Raw genomic sequence first — 15,532 nt, forward strand, 5'->3', positions numbered from 1 at the left:
TCCGTCATCATGCAATGATAATACTAATAATAGTCCTTCATTCTATTACTATTCTCTGTTTTTAGAATCAAGTTTGAAAGATAATTTGTGATTTTCTGGTTTGAATATTTCTGCAGCATCGATTGTGAATTCCTTATAGAGTTGTACTACGTCGATATAGTGTGAAGATATTAAATCTGCTGTGGTATATAAAAAAGAAGAGGTAGATGCTAAATGTATGCTCTACTCACAGAGCGCATTTATCTATTCAGACAAATGTTCTCTGCGAGTGTGTTGTAGAAAAATAAATTCAGAAGAAGACAGCGTAAAGAATTGCTTTCAACCAGATTATCCACCAATGCATAAGGCTATACCAACAGCAAAAAACAATGCAGGTAATAAGTTCGGCAGAGGAATACGCTTTAATTCCAATAAATTAACGGCGATTCCCATGACGATGACACCACCGGTTGCCGTCAACTCATTCATGGCAAACGGTGTAATGCTTGTCTGAAGGCTATTGGCAAAGATGGTGAGAATACATTCATAGATCAATAATGGAAAAACCGCGCAAATGACGCCCACGCCGTATACAGAGCACAGCGCCATGGCTGTCACTCCGTCGAGAATGGCCTTGGTATATAAGAGTGTTCGGTCTCCGGTGACGCCTTCTTGTATGGGGCCGAGCAAGGCCAATGAACCGAGACAAAAAATGGAAACGGCGAGGACAAATCCGTCTGTGAACAGGGGATTGTTGGATCGCAAATGTTTTTTGAGTCGATTGCTTGCCGATGCAACAAAGTCGTCGAGACACAAGGCCGAGCCCACAACCACGCCTGCCAAAATGGAGACAATGACGATGATGGGCTTGGTTGAGTTCAAGCTGAGCCGAATGCCGAGCGCCAAGACTGCAAGACCCAATCCTTGAAAGACTCCTGCTCGTATTTTCTCAGGCAGACGTCGCCCGAGTCCTATACCAATTCCTCCGCCGGCCACAATCGCGGCCGCGTTCACAAAAGCACCAATAGGAAGCATAATTCACCTTTGCTGAAACGCAAAAAAGAAAGAAAAGAGGCGAGAACGGTCCTATAGTGAAGCCCCGTCCGCGCCGGTAAGATTGCCCCACGCCTTTTTCAATACACGGCGACATGTATCAAGATCGGAAGGGGGAATATTTCTTGTCGCGTTGTTGAGTATTTTCTGAACGATTTCGGTCGCCTGTTTCATGAGGGTGACGCCCGCCGGTGTAAGGTGGAGTGTTTTTTCACGGCCATCCGATTTGCATTGTTGACGCATGATGTATCCTTGCCGTTCAAGAGTGGCGACAAGTCGAGCAACGGCCGTTTTTTCTCGCGATAGCGCCTCACACAATGTGCCTTGCGGTTCGCCGTCGTGGTGCATGATATAGACAAGCACACTCCATTGTTCTGTAGCGAGCGGAACAGATTGCGCGGCAAACGCCGTATGGATTTCTCGTAATATGACACGGGAAAAGCGCGATGCGAGATGCCCTAAAGACTGATCGAGAATGTATGGTGATGTGTCGTTATGCATTTAGTTGCAGTACGCAACTATTTTGGGAGCGTCAACGCATGAATTTCACACGGATATGGTTGAAAAAGGCTAGGGGAACGAGTAAGCATGCTCAAATTATCTATCGATTCTCCTTGCCTAACGTACCGGGAGTTAGTGTTTTTTTATCATAAAACTGGAGGTTACGGTATGCGGTTTTTAGCTCAACTTTTTCCTGAATTTACCGGTTTGCTTGATGACATGGACGCGTTGTACCAAGAAAAGCGGAGTATTGACGAAAAGACATATCAGTTCATTTGTTTTGCGTTGTCCATCAAGGCGCGATCGAAACCTTGTGTATTGAAACATTTCAAAGGCGCGCTTGATGCCGGGGCAAGTCTCAAAGAACTTGCCTATATCTTAGCCCTCGTTATGCGTGAAGCGGCTGGAGCCGATGATTGCTGGACGCATGATGTTCTTGGCGACATCAAAGAGATTATGGCTGGCAATATTTCGTGTGATTGTCAGAAATAAGCTGGATTTTTGCTTGATACATCAATGCCGCGTGCAGGGAGATTGCCCGGTACGCGGCATTGTTTTTGTGTTTGAGGGAGCATGTGTGAGATATTCAGGACGCTGTCTCTGTGTTGGTTATAACAAGCATATCGTGACCTCCTCTTTGAAATTCGTAGTCGGTCCGAACTTTGCGGCTCGTCATTCCATTATGGGTTAGTGCGCCAATGATGTTTTCCAGGTGTCGAGAAGGAGTGCCGTCGAGTTCCACGAGAGGAAAAATACGCACTTCCCGGGCGACTCGGCAGAGTTCGATGAGTGCAGCAAGATGAAAGTCGAAATCCATATGTTTACTGTAGAGAAAGAGAAGATGGGAAACCAACGCCAAATCAAAAGTCCCATTTTCAAACGGCAGGTTCGGTAACGCCGCATTCACATACCGCCCTTCGTGTATTCCTGCCGGATAGTCCTCAAGAAATCGACGCATGGCTTGCATGCGTATCTCACCGAGTTCATCTTCCGAACGGATGTGCGTCCATATATAATCTGTACGGTTCGCTCGGATTTGTTTCATCACTGTTTGGAAGACCGCATCAATACGCTCGGCAATGGCCTCGGCGCTGAAGGCATAAAGGGGATCGGCAGACACAATACGACCACCCTGGGCGCTGAAATCGGCATTGAACGATGCCGGCCCGTCTCCGCAGCCGAGAATGGATCGGGATAGTTCGGACTGCCCTAATGCAAACATTGAACGATATTCGGAGAATGATCGCCCCCAAGGGACGATTTCTGTGAGTTGAAACCCCATGGTGTTCCTTCGACGTCTTGATTTTTGTTGCGCAGAAAATATTGCCAGTTATGCCGTTCCCGTGTATGTCTGCCTCCGGTCGGCAGTTCACCAAGGCGTCGCCGCCCAGCAATGGGTGCTAAACCTGTCATACTTTTTCTGTTCCCGACACCGTGTTTCCGTGCCGTGTCGGAAGACGGCGACCACCGACATTCCAGCCTGGAAAAAGGCGCGGTAACGAGGACACGTTATGTCTCGAACGCAAATGCCTTTATCTGTGGGCGATATTACCTCTTTTGCCCGCTCTCTGAAACACCAACTCTCTGCTCTGGACCGGACTCCTGGACATGTTGAAATGCTCAACATGCTGTCACGTGCTTCGGGATTTCGTAACTTTCAGCATTTTCGGGCACAATGCGACGCCCGTGAACAACTGGATAGAAATGTACCCGAGCCCGAGTCTGTCGATTATGTCAAGGTAAAACGACTTCTCCGGTTTTTCGACGCACAAGGCCGATTGATACGTTGGCCGAAAAAATACAATCAACGCATATTGTGTCTCTGGGTGATTTGGTCCCACATTCCGGCACGACAGGATTTCTTTGAGCTCAAACTCAATGAACGGCTCAATGCTTTGCATGTATTCGGTGATCATGCCCTCCTGCGTCGAGAACTCGTGGATCAGGGATTCATGGTGAGGACACCGGATGGCCGGTCGTATCGTCGGCTTGAGCGACGTCCACCTGCCGATGCTTTGGAATTGATGAAACGGTGTTGCCAATAACGTAAAAAGGGAAGGGAGTCGTCCCTTCCCTTTGACTTATCGAAAGTGATAAGTGCCTTATTGGGGAATCAACGGTATATTATCGCCGTTGAGACATAGCCGTTAGGCTTTTTTGCTGTAGGTCCGAACCGAAACGATTTTGTCCCAGTCATAGTAGGTGTTCACCGTGTCTCCATCGGCTTCGGACGTAATCCGGATGAATTCTTCGCCCAGGAACAAAACAGCTTCGTCATATACCGTGCCGTCATTGAGTTGCAGCTTGACTTCTTTACGCAGTTTGCGGGAAAGCGTGCCGTGAACGGGCATAGAGGCATATTCGAAGACTTTTTCCCAGGTGGCTTTCATAGACATACGTACTTACTCCTTTCTCTCAAGTTGGGTTGGGTTGAGTAGAGAATTATGCGGATACTTTCCGCCAAAACGAATCCATATTTCATTATTTGTAACTTTATCGTGATGAAATCAAGTAGAATGTTTAGTGTACAAATTTGTAGCGAATAAAGGAGGCGTCCCTCATCTTGCAACTCGTCTCAAGAGACGATACGGGGGGTGAAGCTTGAGGAGGCGGCATGGATCTGACGATTTTCATAAAAGGACGTGGGGCAGAATGCTTTTTTCATTGCTTTCCTCCGAAAACGAAGCGGGCAAAGGCTGCACAATGGTTTAAAGAGAATTGGATTGAAGACCGCTCCACAACGCTGTTTCTTTGGCGATACGATGAAACATTTGAAATGACTGTTCGTCAAAGTCGAACACATAAACTCTCCGGTCGCTCCAAAACTTTGCGCAAGATTGATGAAAAGCCACTGGACAGGAAGGCGCCGATGATCGAAACCGACTTCACAAGCTGGGGAAGTATCTACGGCGGCGAATGCCAACGGCGTCAAGAGTTTTGGATGCAGCTTATGTATCATACCAATACGGGCTGGTATTTATGGAGAAATATCAATGCATTCGACGAAAACTCCCTCACGCTGCACCTGTTGCGCTATCAACAGATTCGTTATGATGTAGACAATAATGAGGGAGTGCTCATAAACGACTTTTATTCGGTTTTGGACACCATTACCTATGAAGGTCGCGACGCTGATGAGTACTCGTGGACTTGCTTGCCTGTTGAAGCATCAGCGGACTGTATGCGTCTTCTCATTGACTAAGTACACAATCGAATCTCAACCTGATAAACATACAAAGGAGTTGTTTTGAACATTCTTATGGAAACCTCCCTCGGGGACATCACCATTGCTCTGTGGCCGGATAAAGCGCCAAAGACCGTCGAAAATTTCCTGCGTTACGTTGACGAGGAATTTTATGAAGGCACAGTCTTTCATCGTGTCATCAATGGATTTATGATCCAGGGCGGTGGCATGACTGCCGGTATGAAAGAAAAACCGACGCACGAACCGGTTGAAAATGAAGCTTCGACGGAAGTGAAAAATACGCGTGGCACCATCGCCATGGCCCGAACGCAGGATCCGCATAGCGCCACGTCGCAGTTTTTCATCAATGTTGCCGACAATGAATTCCTCAACCACACGGCGCCGACCGTTCAGGGCTTCGGTTATTGTGCCTTTGGTGAAGTTATTGATGGCATGGATGTGGTGGATAAAATCAAGAAGGTCAAAACTCGCTCCATGGGCTATTTTGATGATGTGCCTGTCGATCCCATCGGCATTTTGAGTATTGTTCGCGTGGACGACTAATTTGTCCGACGTGTTCCGGGTCGGCGTGCTTCACGCTGACCCGGCGTTTGGCGACACGCTCGCGCTGCCGCTATGATTCGAAGCCATGGAGGCGTCATGATGCATCCCGTAGCGTTTGTTTTCGCGTTGGTTCTTGCTCTGACGATATGGTATGGTCCGGTTGGGGCCACCATGGCAACGGATTCCGGGCAGTATCGTTGCTATAATACGAAGGAGGCCATTGATTGTCCGCCTCCTGGTAATGCCTTTTATGGACAAGATGGCAACGTGAGCCATGTCCCTGCCCCCTATGAAGCGCACGGAGATATCGTCCGTGACCCTGTGACCGGATTATCCTGGCAACGCAGCCCTGATCTTGCTCGGCGGTCTTTTGATGATGCGCGGAGCTATTGCAGTGGGCTTACTTTGGAGGGAGAAAACGGTTGGCGTGTCCCCAGTCTGCATGAACTGTTTACGCTGATTGATTATGGACGAAAAAAACCGAGTTTGGACCCGATTTTTTTTACGACGGAGAATCCGGTTTGGTCGGCGGATACGTTTCCGGGAAACGACGCTTTGGGCTATATCGTATCTTTTGAGGATGGTGGGGTATTCCAGACGAGGACACACTTTTTCATGAACGTACGATGCGTGAGAGGTGCTGTTCTTCCGTATGGACCATATACAGATCGTGGGCGCTTCGTATTGGATGAATCAACGGGGCTTTCCTGGCTGCAGGCGGATGAGGCGCCAGCAACGTGGAAGGACGCTCTGAGATTTTGCCAGGTGCTTGAAGACGGTGGGAACAATGATTGGCGACTACCCAATGCCCGTGAATTGAGTAGTCTGCTTGATCCGTCACGAACTCCAATTGCGGCGAACACGCGGTTTTCCGCTCATCCTGAAGCGTACTGGACGAGTACGACCGATATACAGACACCGACAAACGCTTGGGTTATGCAATATGATACAGCGACAAGTCATACTGTAGTCAAAACCGAGGCGCGGCGCTTTCGGTGTGTCCGTACAGATCAGGCGATTGCGGTGCCTCATGATCTTCTGTTGATGTTCTAATTTGATTTCACGATGTTTTAGGAAGGCTTCTGAGGGGAAATTTATTGCTGTTTTTCTCTAACAGTGCCATTATGAACATTACGTGTGCGACGTTGTGACCTTTTTGCAAGGAGCCGTCTCCATGAGCGAAGAAAAAAAGAGTGAAGTGGAAAAATTTTTAACGCTCACGTTGGGTGACGAATTTTTCGCGCTTGATATTTATTCCGTTCGCGAAATTCTCGATATGACCGACATTACGCGTATTCCCCAAGCCCCTCCCTTTATGCGCGGTGTTGTCAATGTTCGGGGAGCGGCCGTGCCGGTCATGGATTTGAAAATGAAATTCGGCATGCCGCCCATTGTTCCCACCCTCAATACACGCATTATTATTTTGGAAATCAATAAAGGTGAGACTACGTCAGCCATTGGTGCAATGGCCGATTCGGTCAAGGAAGTCCTTGAATTGGATGCCTCCTCAATTGATCCGGCTCCCACAATGGGGGCAAGTGTTAAAACCGACTTTATCCGTGGTATTGGGAAACAAGCCGGTCGTTTCATTATTATTCTCGACGTAGATAAAGTATTTTCCACGGATGAAATTCAGTCTATTCAGGCGATGAAGTCCGAGTTCGATGACGCCGAAGCAATGGCATAATCGATGTTGAGAATGCATCTTTTTGAAAAACCCCTATTATAGGGGTTTTTTTATTCTCTCGAGAGAATGGAAGGAGTTCGTATGACGATTGCCAACGTAAAAGGCCTGTACCGGCGCCTTTTCGAAGATAAGGAATTGCGGCAGAAGCTGAATGCTGCGGAGAACCACGAGGCCCGAATGGCCGTCTTGGCAGAAGAGCATCTCGATTTCACCGATGGAGAATTCGAAGACGCCTACGGTAATATGCTGGTGGAGGTCCAAACAGCAGAGCAACACGAGATGCTGAACCAGTTTCGTAATTGGTGGGTGATGTTGCGTTCAATGTAATTGCACTGCGCGTGCAGTAGGAACATGCTCTTCACAATAGTCTGTGGAGTCGGTGAAAATCATGTTCACACAACGAGTGTTCTTTTCGGTGGCACTGCTACTGTTCTTCTGTGTCAGCCCTTGTGCTGTTTGGGGGGACGTCATGAAGGAAGCCACCCTCATTCCGCAGTGGGAACCCCAGGCCCAGTTTGCCGGGTATTATGTTGCCCAAGCCAAGGGTTTCTATGTTCGGCATGGTGTGGACATGACGATTTTGCGCGGTGGTCCCTCCAACCCTCCTTCGAAATTGTTGACCTCGGGAAAAGCACAGTTTGGCACTATGTTTTTAGCGACGGCCATTTTGGAGCGATCCAAGGGCCTCAAGCTCATGAATATTGCCCAATTTATGCGTGGCTCCACGGTGCTGCTCGTTGTGCAGAAAGAGAGTGGAATCACTCGGCCCGAAGACTTTGACGGAAAAAAAGTCAGTTTGTGGGACAAAGAATTTAGCCTCCAACCGGAAGAATTTTTCAAAAAATATAATGTGGAAGTGACGTTGCTTCCTCAGGGGTTTACCCCAGACTTGTTTTTGCGTGGTGGTGTCGATGCCATGTCGGCAATGTATTACAATGAGTACCACACTCTTCTGAATACCGGCCTTGATCCGGAGGATTTGACCGTTTTCGCTATGGCCGATTATGGTCTCAATTTTGCCGAAGATGGACTGTATTGTCTTGAATCAACCTATCGTGACGATCCTGAATTGTGCCATGCCGTTGCGGAGGCGAGTATCGAAGGATGGGTGTATGCTCATGAACATCCTGAAGAAACACTTGATATCGTGATGGAACGTGTAAATGCAGCGATGTTGCCTACCAATCGGGCGCATCAAAAATGGATGCTTGAACGTATGTTCGAGAATATTTTTCCCGATGATAATCAGGTTCCGCCCGGTCCGCTTCAATCCGTCGAATTTGATACTGTCGTCCAGTCTTTGAACAGGGCCGGCATGTTGCCTCGGCCCGTATCCTTCGAGGAATTTCATGTCCCAAACCGGTAGTCTTCCCCAAGGGAAAGGACTTGCTTTCAAGCTTTCCTTGCTTATTCTGTCGTGCACATCAGCTATCTTTCTCGCATCGTTTTTGTATTACCATACGTCATCGAAAACAACATTGATGCAGGAGGCTCGCGCTGATGCCGCAAATTTGACATTGGCAAGTATTCGCAAAATCGAAGGCACACTTGCTTCGGTGGAAGCTATCCCCGGGTTGTTGGCGTTTAGCTATGGAAAAAATAAACCGACAGCGAGCGCCATCAGTACAGATTTACTGGGGTTTATCTTATTCAATTCAGCGGTCTATGGTTCGTGCGTTGCGTATGAACCGTATGCTTTTGATCGCGATGTTGAGTTTTTTGCGCCCTACGCCTATATGCCCGGCGGCCGACCGATGTTTACGTATCTTTCGGCTGATTACAATTACCCCCAAGCAGACTGGTTTCTTATTCCCAAAGAAATTCGCCGCCCGATATGGAGCGAACCCTACTTTGACGAAGGGGGCGGCAACGTGGTCATGTCGACATATAGTATTCCCTTCTTTCGTGAGGAGGACGGACGCAAACGCTTTCTTGGTGTCGTGACAGCCGATATTTCTTTGGAATGGTTACGCACATTCATAAAGAGCATCTCCATTTACCAATCGGGATACGCCTTTCTTCTGAGTCGCAATGGTGTTTTTCTGTCCCATCCGAACGACCAGTTCATCATGCGCGAAAGTATTTTTAGCCTGGCTGAAACACATTCGAGCAAGGTACTGCGCGATATTGGAAAAAAAATGGTTCAGGGCGAGACAGGCTTTGTACGACTGCCGGAATTTGTCATGGGAGAGCCGGCTTGGTTGTCCTACGCACCGGTGTCAAATTCCGATTGGTCCATGGGACTTGTCATTCCGGAAGCGGAGATGTTTCAAGGGCTTGAAGGGCTCAGCCGCGAAGTTGCCGTCATCGGATTCATCGGATTTGTTTTGCTGCTTATTGTCGTCATTGTGGTCTCTACATCGATCACAAAACCTTTGAAAACACTCGCTGAACGAACAGCAGAAATTGCCAAAGGGAATTTGGATATTCCTGTTCCCAAGGCCAGCACAGGCGACGAAGTCGGGCAATTGGCTCGATCTTTTGAAGGGATGCGCTTGGCTCTCCGTGAGTATATTGCCAACCTGACGGAAACAACGAAAGCCAAAGAACGAATGGAATCCGAGCTCAAAATTGCCCGGTCTATCCAAATGAGTTTTTTGCCAAAGCGATTTCCACCATTTCCCGACATCGAACAATTCGAGTTGTTTGCAACATTGGAACCAGCATTGGAGGTGGGGGGAGATCTTTTTGACTTCTTTTTGCTTGATGATGGTCGATTATTATTTCTTGTTGGCGATGTTTCCGGAAAGGGTGTTCCTGCAGCGCTTTTCATGGCTGTCACAAAAACGCTGATCAAAGGTATTGCCGAGCTTGAGAATTCTCCCGCCGAGATTCTTGCCCGGGTTAATCGGGAACTTCTCGTGGATAATGAAGCGTTGCTCTTTGTCACCATGTTTCTTGGGATTCTTGATTATAAAACCGGCGAGTTGGCGTACTCCAATGCAGGCCACAATCCTCCGGTGCTTTTACGGTCCGGTCACAATGCCGAATGGCTTACCGTCCCCAAAGCGCTGTTTCTCGGGGTTATGGAAGAATCCGTTTATAAAAATGCGAGCATCAAGCTGGAGAAAGACGACAAACTTATTGTCTATACTGACGGAGTGAATGAAGCCGAAAATCAGTCGGGAGCATTCTATTCTAACCCTCGTCTTCTTGATACGGCGACGAACTTGTCATCAGAAGGAGCAAAAGGCATCTGTACACATTTGGTCGCCACAGTGCACGAATTTGCTGGAGGGGCTCCGCAAACCGATGATATCACCGTTCTGACCCTGCATTTTCGGGGGAAATGAACAGTCAAATGTTCGGCATTGAACCTCAGAAGGCTTTTCGTGGGAGACCGGCCCTGTTGCTACGATATTTCAGGAGCACACAAGGCCGGTAGGTATTGCTCGATAGTTTGCGTGCGGCGAGGAAAACACTTGCCGCACATGATCTGAATCCGTTCAGGGGGAAGGTAAGACAGGCAGGTCTTATGTCGTGGTTCGTTCGGCACCAAGAATTTCGGCAAGGTGCAAAACGGGAACGGCATGGCCCAGTCGCTTGAGACGACCTTCAATATTGAGCAAACACCCCATATCGCAACCGACCACAGCGTCGGCGCCGGTATCGAGAATTGTTTTGATTTTGTCGTCGACGATTTTCAGTGACAGTTCGGGATATTTGATGGCAAATGTTCCACCAAAGCCGCAACACCGATCACTCTCTTCCATTTCTACCAGCGTCAGGCCGTCAACATGCTCAAGCAGAGCGCGAGGCTGACGCCGAATGCCGAGTCCGCGTGCCAACTGACAGGAATCATGGTACGTTACCCGGCCGTCAAACCGCGCACCGACATTATCGATATGTAAAACATCCACGAGAAATTCACTGAGTTCATACGTTTTTTCCGCCACAGTCGTTGCGCGACGATGCCAGGTCTGATCGTCACGAAACAGCTCGGGGTAATGATGACGGATCATGTGGACACATGAACCGGACGGGCACACAATGACTTCGGCCGATTCAAAAATTTCGATAAATCGCCTGGCGGCAACCATGGCCTTGTCACGGTGTCCGGCATTGAAAACCGGTTGACCGCAGCAGGTTTGATTTTCCGGGTACACCGTATCCACACCCAGGCGGTCGAAAAGTCGGACCATGGCCATGCCCGCTTCAGGAGCAAGGTGTTCCACAAGACATTGAATAAACAGGGTTACAACAGGTTTCTTCGGCATTGTCGTCTCTTCGTCTTTTCAAAATGTTGTGAAGCGCGATGCTCCACTGGGGAGAATTGCTAGCCTTTTCACAAGAGTGTATATCCGTCAATTCCAAATTATGACTGAAACCGGCTGCGGCCGTTTCTTTTGCAAAAAGATACTGGCTGCTTCGGCTTGGGCAGAGACCCAGCACATTGAACCGTAACCAAAAGGATACACATGAATTTTCGTGCTTGTTTTGTACTCCTGGCCGCTTTGGTCTGCCTGGCTTCTCCGGCTTTGGCCAAAACGCCGGTCATTGGCGTGAACCAGTTTGTGGAGCATCCGGCTTTAGACGCCATCCTCAAAGGATTTCAGGATGATCTCAAGGAAAACGGCGTTGTTGTTGAGTACAAAGTGTACAACGCTCAAGGGAATGTGAGCACCACCAACCAAATTGCCAATCAAATTACGGATGATGATCCGGTGCTCGTTTTAGCCATTGCAACTCCGAGCGCACAGGCACAAGTCGCAGCAACACGGAAAAATGCCCACATGGCCGAAGTTCCCATCATTTTTTCAGGGATTACCGATCCTATTGGTGCCGGGCTTGTGACAAACCTGGAACAGCCGACAGCCAATGTGACCGGTGTATCAAACCAAATGCCCATGGATAAGCATGTCGCGATGATTAAGCGTTTCATGCCCGATATGAAAGCGTTGGGTGTGCTCTATAATGCCGGTGAAGCCAATTCTGTTTCAAACGTCAGACGGTTGAAAGCCGCAGCTGAGGCCCAGGGCATCGAGCTGATTGAAGCGACCGTTGCCAATTCAAGCGAAGTGACGCAAGCCGCGAAAAGTCTGGTGGGGAAGGTTCAAGCCATGTACGTTCCCACGGACAATACTGTTGTCTCTAATATTGAAACGGTCGTGAAAGTGGCTGAAGAATCGAAAACGCCTTTCTTCTGTGCCGATACGGATTCCGTCCGACGAGGCGCCATTGCAGCCGTGGGATTGGATTATTATGAACATGGAAAACAGACTGGTGAGATGGCCAGGCGTATCCTGGCTGGAGCCAAGCCGCAGGATACTCCTGTGGAATTTCAGAAAACTCTGCAGTTTTATTTCAATCCCAAAGCGGCACAGCGCATGGGATTGCAGGTTCCGCAGGAGATCGTCGAGTCGGCCGATGTTATTATCGGTGAATAACAATTGATGCGTCCAGCTTTCACGGCGTGGATTGATTGGTGTCAATCTACGCCGTGCTTTTTTTCCACGTTTTCCTCGTTGGGATATGTCACTTTGTAGATCGTATTGACATTCAAATCGTTTACACATTGAGTTCTCCCGTCTGGCCACGTCACAACAACTTCTTCGACACGTTGCGCATCACCAAGGCCAAAGTGAGCAATCGGTTCCATTTGGCACAATGTCGACGAACCGGCATCAATAACACGTGTTTGACGTCGTCCTCCTGCCGTAATGGTCACCAAAGACCCTCTGGCCGGGGCATAATATTGTGTGAGTGGCATGATGCGAATCCACGTGTTTGGCGTGTCTTCATGCTCGTAGAGGCTCAACGGCTGCGCTCCACGTTCCCCATGGGTGACAAGGACCTCAAGACAACCATCCCCGTTGAAATCGGCTACACAAACACCGGAACAACTTCCTCCCGGTTCGGAGAGAATACCAGGATCCACTTCGGTCCAGGTGCCATCGCGCCAGGCAAAAAGGTGATTCCTTCCGGCGGTGGTCGTGACATAAATCTCCTGGTATCCATTGTTGTCGAAATCAGCGGCAACGACATTATGTGGTGAGATGATATCTTCGAGACCAGGACACTGCACGAGAACGAATTTTCCTTTGTCTAGGCGGTACATTCGCGAATCCTGGGAATGGCGAACAACAATGCAGCAGATTCCATAACGAGGATCATCCACGAGGCAGAGAGACGCAGAATGTCCGGTCTTGCCCAACCCCTGTGTTGCGGGAAGTTCGTTGAAGTGACCATTCTGTTCGGCAACGAAAATCCTGTCTAGGTCTTCTGTCCCACCTATCAATAAGTCCATAGTGTGCCCGAACAGAGGTGCAGCCAACATCGCCGTGCCATCGGTGAGTACTTGTATGCCTGTATCTGCCGCAACATCGTGGAGTTTCTCCTCGTGCTGGTCCTCGATTTCATACAGCTGCAATGGACCTGCAGGACTGTGGTTCTGTACGATGATGCCATAGGAGCCGTTACCTAATCGATCTATGACAGCCAGGGAATGTCCGGAAACACGATTACGTAAAGATTGGTTGGTCTCATGGTTAAAGAGGTCGACCCAGCCAAGTCCGTGACGGGCAAACAGTCGATCGGATGATGGAACTGCAACCGTTTCATCGCTGATATTGTGAACGTAGAGTTCTTCCAATCCATCAGCATTGACATCACAAGCTACTGCACTCTGTGATGATGCAGCAGCATCGCTGAGTTGGGGCAAAAGAAAGAGACGGTAGACTCCATCATTGAAGTCCAACAGTAAGTTTGGTCCATCGTGAGCACAAATATAGGCCTCACATAAGCCATCATCATCAATGTCAATAGCACAGACTCCGCGTTGGCATTGCACGGGGCCAGCCTCAAGTTGTCGGCTTAAGTTCTTGAAACGCATGGATTGCTCCAGGCTACAGTTTGCCTTTATAGCCAACTCGGGCTACACTCAAAGTCTTCCTTCGGGAAACTGACGGACGGTCCGTCGAAAAGGAGAGGGGACGCCTTTGTGCGTCCCTTTTATGTTTTTTCTCTATCTTTGAAGAACCAGAACTGTGTCTCCAGTTGCCCATACTGTAGCGCATTTGAGCTTCAAGAGAAAGATATAGATAGTTGATGCGTTGCATCGTTTTCTCGTTATTTTTTTTGCTTGCTTCGCTGTTTTAACCACATGGCAAATGCAGTGTATGGAGCATACCGTGTTTTTTATTATTTTCCAAACATGATCATTATCAGAAATATGCGGTATGATCATGCCCGTTTCTCCAAAATAAAAAAGCCGGGAATCCTGGCATGGATTCCCGGCTCTCTCAATTGGGAGGTGAGAGGCAAAGGGTGTCACGACCGGCACACCCGGAGGATTATGTCGTGACTAATCGACTTTGAAAAATGCCTTGGCCGCGGCAGAGCAGACAGGACACTTTTCAGGGGCTTCGGATTCACAGGTGTAGCCACAAACCGAACAAACATAATAATCGACATCAGCCAGGGACTCGATGTTGTCCAGAGCTTTCTGGTACAAATCGGCATGGATTTTTTCGACGGCATTGGCATAGGTGAAAGACCGTTCAGCGGCTTTGTGGCCTTCTTCCTTGGCATGTTCGATCATATCCGGGTACATGTCTTTAAATTCATGGGTTTCCCCGGCGACAGCTTCTTTCAAATTGGACACAGTGTCGCCGATGCCACCAAGCGCACGCAGGTGAGCATGGGCATGAACGGTTTCTGCTTCGGCAGCAGCCCGAAACAGTTTTGCGACCTGAGGATGACCTTCTTTGTCGGCTTGTTTCGCGAAAGCAAGGTATTTACGGTTGGCTTGGGATTCACCAGCAAAGGCTTCTTTGAGATCGGCTTCAGCTTTGGACATGGAATTCTCCTTTATGTTGATTTCGAATCAGTCTTAATCAAGAATCGTTCTGATCTTTATACTGGCTTTTTTGGCGGTGTAAAGAACAAAAACGAGCTTCTTCCAAAAAAAATAAAAAATGCCTTTTCACACTCCCTCTCAGCGTATGCCCATGTATCGAAGAGGTCGTTTCAGAAGTTCTCAACGTCTGTCACGGGATAAGAGATGTAATTCCACTGACACGTTGGTTTGTCAAAGGTGTTACAGAATATTTGTGATCCTTGCGATAGATCTCAAGGAGCTCATATCGCCAGAAAAATTCCGGGCGCGTTACGGCATAGGGGGAAAGAGTTTCGACGGGATATTGTGCTGCGGTTTTCGCTTGGGGGTATTCGTATCGCCTTGGTGCTCGTCAAGGACACGAATATGCAAGCGGCGTTCGGATGGCGTTGCAATTGTAGCAAAATTACGGATTTCAGCAGCTCGTACAAGACGGTCCAACGCATCCCATAGTGGGGTTTCGTGAAATGATACCGTCACCTGTGTGCTTTCCCATTCTTTGTCAATTTTAATGGAGCATCCGGAAATCTCGGATAATTTATCCAAAGCTTCAGACAAAGAACGGGCCTTGAAGCTCGTCGTAATGCGAACAGTGGTGCAATCGTCTTGGGCGGTAACTGTTGAATGGGCGAGAGTGAGTGGCACTCCGAGAAGCACTCCCATCACCGCGTAACGTATAATGCGAAGACGTAATTTTCGCATTGTTTTGCGTAACGTTCTCATTGTT

At 48.5% G+C, this 15,532-nt stretch carries 18 protein-coding genes; 10 read left to right on the forward strand and 8 right to left on the reverse strand.

The annotated features are described in order from the left end of the window. Nucleotides 1–327 precede the first annotated feature (327 nt). Entirely contained in the window at nt 328–1,014 is a 687-nt protein-coding gene (locus G451_RS0118485) for a DUF554 domain-containing protein (protein ID WP_034642824.1), read from the reverse strand. A gap of 51 nt (nt 1,015–1,065) precedes the next feature. After that, complete coding sequence (locus tag G451_RS30315) at nt 1,066–1,533, reverse strand: MarR family winged helix-turn-helix transcriptional regulator (protein WP_051261669.1); 468 nt, start codon at nt 1,531–1,533, stop codon at nt 1,066–1,068. Nucleotides 1,534–1,701: 168 nt separating this feature from the next. On the opposite strand from G451_RS30315, the gene G451_RS0118495 reads away from it, so the two are divergent. Further along, nucleotides 1,702–2,025, forward strand: coding sequence for a carboxymuconolactone decarboxylase family protein (locus G451_RS0118495; protein ID WP_027185420.1), 324 nt, complete (start codon nt 1,702–1,704; stop codon nt 2,023–2,025). Nucleotides 2,026–2,119: 94 nt separating this feature from the next. On the opposite strand, the gene G451_RS0118500 is transcribed toward G451_RS0118495, so the two are convergent. Beyond that, nucleotides 2,120–2,815 carry a class I SAM-dependent methyltransferase gene (locus G451_RS0118500; protein WP_027185421.1) on the reverse strand — a complete coding sequence of 232 codons (696 nt, stop codon included), beginning with the start codon at nt 2,813–2,815 and terminating at the stop codon, nt 2,120–2,122. Between the two features lie 229 nt (nt 2,816–3,044). On the opposite strand from G451_RS0118500, the gene G451_RS0118505 reads away from it, so the two are divergent. Beyond that, nucleotides 3,045–3,578: a DUF2087 domain-containing protein gene (locus G451_RS0118505; protein ID WP_027185422.1), complete on the forward strand. Its 534-nt coding sequence runs from the start codon at nt 3,045–3,047 to the stop codon at nt 3,576–3,578. A 102-nt stretch (nt 3,579–3,680) separates the two neighbouring features. On the opposite strand, the gene G451_RS0118510 is transcribed toward G451_RS0118505, so the two are convergent. Continuing rightward, nucleotides 3,681–3,929 carry a hypothetical protein gene (locus G451_RS0118510; protein WP_027185423.1) on the reverse strand — a complete coding sequence of 83 codons (249 nt, stop codon included), beginning with the start codon at nt 3,927–3,929 and terminating at the stop codon, nt 3,681–3,683. 218 nt (nt 3,930–4,147) lie between these two features. On the opposite strand from G451_RS0118510, the gene G451_RS0118515 reads away from it, so the two are divergent. From G451_RS0118515 to G451_RS0118545, 7 genes are all read left to right on the forward strand, one after another. After that, nucleotides 4,148–4,735, forward strand: coding sequence for a hypothetical protein (locus tag G451_RS0118515; RefSeq protein WP_027185424.1), 588 nt, complete (start codon nt 4,148–4,150; stop codon nt 4,733–4,735). 57 nt (nt 4,736–4,792) lie between these two features. Next, a complete protein-coding gene (locus tag G451_RS0118520) occupies nt 4,793–5,281 on the forward strand; it encodes a peptidylprolyl isomerase (protein ID WP_034642851.1) in 489 nt (162 codons plus the stop codon). A gap of 96 nt (nt 5,282–5,377) precedes the next feature. After that, a complete protein-coding gene (locus G451_RS0118525; RefSeq protein ID WP_027185426.1) occupies nt 5,378–6,334 on the forward strand; it encodes an Lcl C-terminal domain-containing protein in 957 nt (318 codons plus the stop codon). Between the two features lie 121 nt (nt 6,335–6,455). Further along, a complete protein-coding gene (locus G451_RS0118530) occupies nt 6,456–6,968 on the forward strand; it encodes a chemotaxis protein CheW (RefSeq protein ID WP_027185427.1) in 513 nt (170 codons plus the stop codon). Nucleotides 6,969–7,049: 81 nt separating this feature from the next. Beyond that, entirely contained in the window at nt 7,050–7,295 is a 246-nt protein-coding gene (locus G451_RS0118535) for a Nif11-like leader peptide family natural product precursor (protein ID WP_027185428.1), read from the forward strand. Between the two features lie 142 nt (nt 7,296–7,437). Then, nucleotides 7,438–8,334: an ABC transporter substrate-binding protein gene (locus G451_RS0118540; RefSeq protein ID WP_245587844.1), complete on the forward strand. Its 897-nt coding sequence runs from the start codon at nt 7,438–7,440 to the stop codon at nt 8,332–8,334. Beyond that, nucleotides 8,318–10,261, forward strand: a complete 1,944-nt coding sequence (locus tag G451_RS0118545; RefSeq protein WP_027185430.1) for a SpoIIE family protein phosphatase — start codon at nt 8,318–8,320, stop codon at nt 10,259–10,261. The genes G451_RS0118540 and G451_RS0118545 overlap by 17 nt, the downstream gene beginning before the upstream one ends. A gap of 180 nt (nt 10,262–10,441) precedes the next feature. Here G451_RS0118545 and G451_RS0118550 read toward each other — a convergent pair whose 3' ends face one another. Continuing rightward, complete coding sequence (locus tag G451_RS0118550; protein ID WP_027185431.1) at nt 10,442–11,185, reverse strand: (Fe-S)-binding protein; 744 nt, start codon at nt 11,183–11,185, stop codon at nt 10,442–10,444. A gap of 201 nt (nt 11,186–11,386) precedes the next feature. On the opposite strand from G451_RS0118550, the gene G451_RS0118555 reads away from it, so the two are divergent. After that, nucleotides 11,387–12,355 (forward strand): ABC transporter substrate-binding protein, encoded by a 969-nt coding sequence (locus tag G451_RS0118555; RefSeq protein ID WP_034642831.1) that lies wholly within the window; start codon nt 11,387–11,389, stop codon nt 12,353–12,355. Between the two features lie 41 nt (nt 12,356–12,396). Here G451_RS0118555 and G451_RS30320 read toward each other — a convergent pair whose 3' ends face one another. The 3 genes from G451_RS30320 to G451_RS0118570 all read right to left on the reverse strand — a co-directional run bounded on the left by G451_RS30320 (nt 12,397) and on the right by G451_RS0118570 (nt 15,528). Continuing rightward, the gene (locus G451_RS30320) at nt 12,397–13,800 is read right to left on the reverse strand and encodes a CRTAC1 family protein (RefSeq protein ID WP_051261670.1); all 1,404 of its coding nucleotides are present in this window, start codon (nt 13,798–13,800) and stop codon (nt 12,397–12,399) included. Nucleotides 13,801–14,271: 471 nt separating this feature from the next. Continuing rightward, complete coding sequence (locus G451_RS0118565; RefSeq protein ID WP_027185433.1) at nt 14,272–14,766, reverse strand: rubrerythrin family protein; 495 nt, start codon at nt 14,764–14,766, stop codon at nt 14,272–14,274. Nucleotides 14,767–15,075: 309 nt separating this feature from the next. Further along, nucleotides 15,076–15,528 (reverse strand): hypothetical protein, encoded by a 453-nt coding sequence (locus tag G451_RS0118570; RefSeq protein ID WP_156921715.1) that lies wholly within the window; start codon nt 15,526–15,528, stop codon nt 15,076–15,078. Nucleotides 15,529–15,532: the final 4 nt, after the last annotated feature.

This window comes from Desulfovibrio inopinatus DSM 10711 (assembly GCF_000429305.1).
Classification (GTDB): Bacteria; Desulfobacterota; Desulfovibrionia; order Desulfovibrionales; family Desulfovibrionaceae; genus Alteridesulfovibrio; species Alteridesulfovibrio inopinatus.

Excerpts from the sequence above, each read along its gene's own strand:
- G451_RS0118485 (WP_034642824.1), bottom strand. The coding sequence starts at position 1,014 with ATGCTTCCTATTGGTGCTTTTGTGAACGCGGCCGCGATTGTGGCCGGC.
- G451_RS30315 (WP_051261669.1), bottom strand. The coding sequence starts at position 1,533 with ATGCATAACGACACATCACCATACATTCTCGATCAGTCTTTAGGGCAT.
- G451_RS0118495 (WP_027185420.1), top strand. The coding sequence starts at position 1,702 with ATGCGGTTTTTAGCTCAACTTTTTCCTGAATTTACCGGTTTGCTTGAT.
- G451_RS0118500 (WP_027185421.1), bottom strand. The coding sequence starts at position 2,815 with ATGGGGTTTCAACTCACAGAAATCGTCCCTTGGGGGCGATCATTCTCC.
- G451_RS0118505 (WP_027185422.1), top strand. The coding sequence starts at position 3,045 with ATGTCTCGAACGCAAATGCCTTTATCTGTGGGCGATATTACCTCTTTT.
- G451_RS0118510 (WP_027185423.1), bottom strand. The coding sequence starts at position 3,929 with ATGTCTATGAAAGCCACCTGGGAAAAAGTCTTCGAATATGCCTCTATG.
- G451_RS0118515 (WP_027185424.1), top strand. The coding sequence starts at position 4,148 with ATGGATCTGACGATTTTCATAAAAGGACGTGGGGCAGAATGCTTTTTT.
- G451_RS0118520 (WP_034642851.1), top strand. The coding sequence starts at position 4,793 with ATGGAAACCTCCCTCGGGGACATCACCATTGCTCTGTGGCCGGATAAA.
- G451_RS0118525 (WP_027185426.1), top strand. The coding sequence starts at position 5,378 with ATGATGCATCCCGTAGCGTTTGTTTTCGCGTTGGTTCTTGCTCTGACG.
- G451_RS0118530 (WP_027185427.1), top strand. The coding sequence starts at position 6,456 with ATGAGCGAAGAAAAAAAGAGTGAAGTGGAAAAATTTTTAACGCTCACG.
- G451_RS0118535 (WP_027185428.1), top strand. The coding sequence starts at position 7,050 with ATGACGATTGCCAACGTAAAAGGCCTGTACCGGCGCCTTTTCGAAGAT.
- G451_RS0118540 (WP_245587844.1), top strand. The coding sequence starts at position 7,438 with ATGAAGGAAGCCACCCTCATTCCGCAGTGGGAACCCCAGGCCCAGTTT.
- G451_RS0118545 (WP_027185430.1), top strand. The coding sequence starts at position 8,318 with ATGTCCCAAACCGGTAGTCTTCCCCAAGGGAAAGGACTTGCTTTCAAG.
- G451_RS0118550 (WP_027185431.1), bottom strand. The coding sequence starts at position 11,185 with ATGCCGAAGAAACCTGTTGTAACCCTGTTTATTCAATGTCTTGTGGAA.
- G451_RS0118555 (WP_034642831.1), top strand. The coding sequence starts at position 11,387 with ATGAATTTTCGTGCTTGTTTTGTACTCCTGGCCGCTTTGGTCTGCCTG.
- G451_RS30320 (WP_051261670.1), bottom strand. The coding sequence starts at position 13,800 with ATGCGTTTCAAGAACTTAAGCCGACAACTTGAGGCTGGCCCCGTGCAA.
- G451_RS0118565 (WP_027185433.1), bottom strand. The coding sequence starts at position 14,766 with ATGTCCAAAGCTGAAGCCGATCTCAAAGAAGCCTTTGCTGGTGAATCC.
- G451_RS0118570 (WP_156921715.1), bottom strand. The coding sequence starts at position 15,528 with ATGAGAACGTTACGCAAAACAATGCGAAAATTACGTCTTCGCATTATA.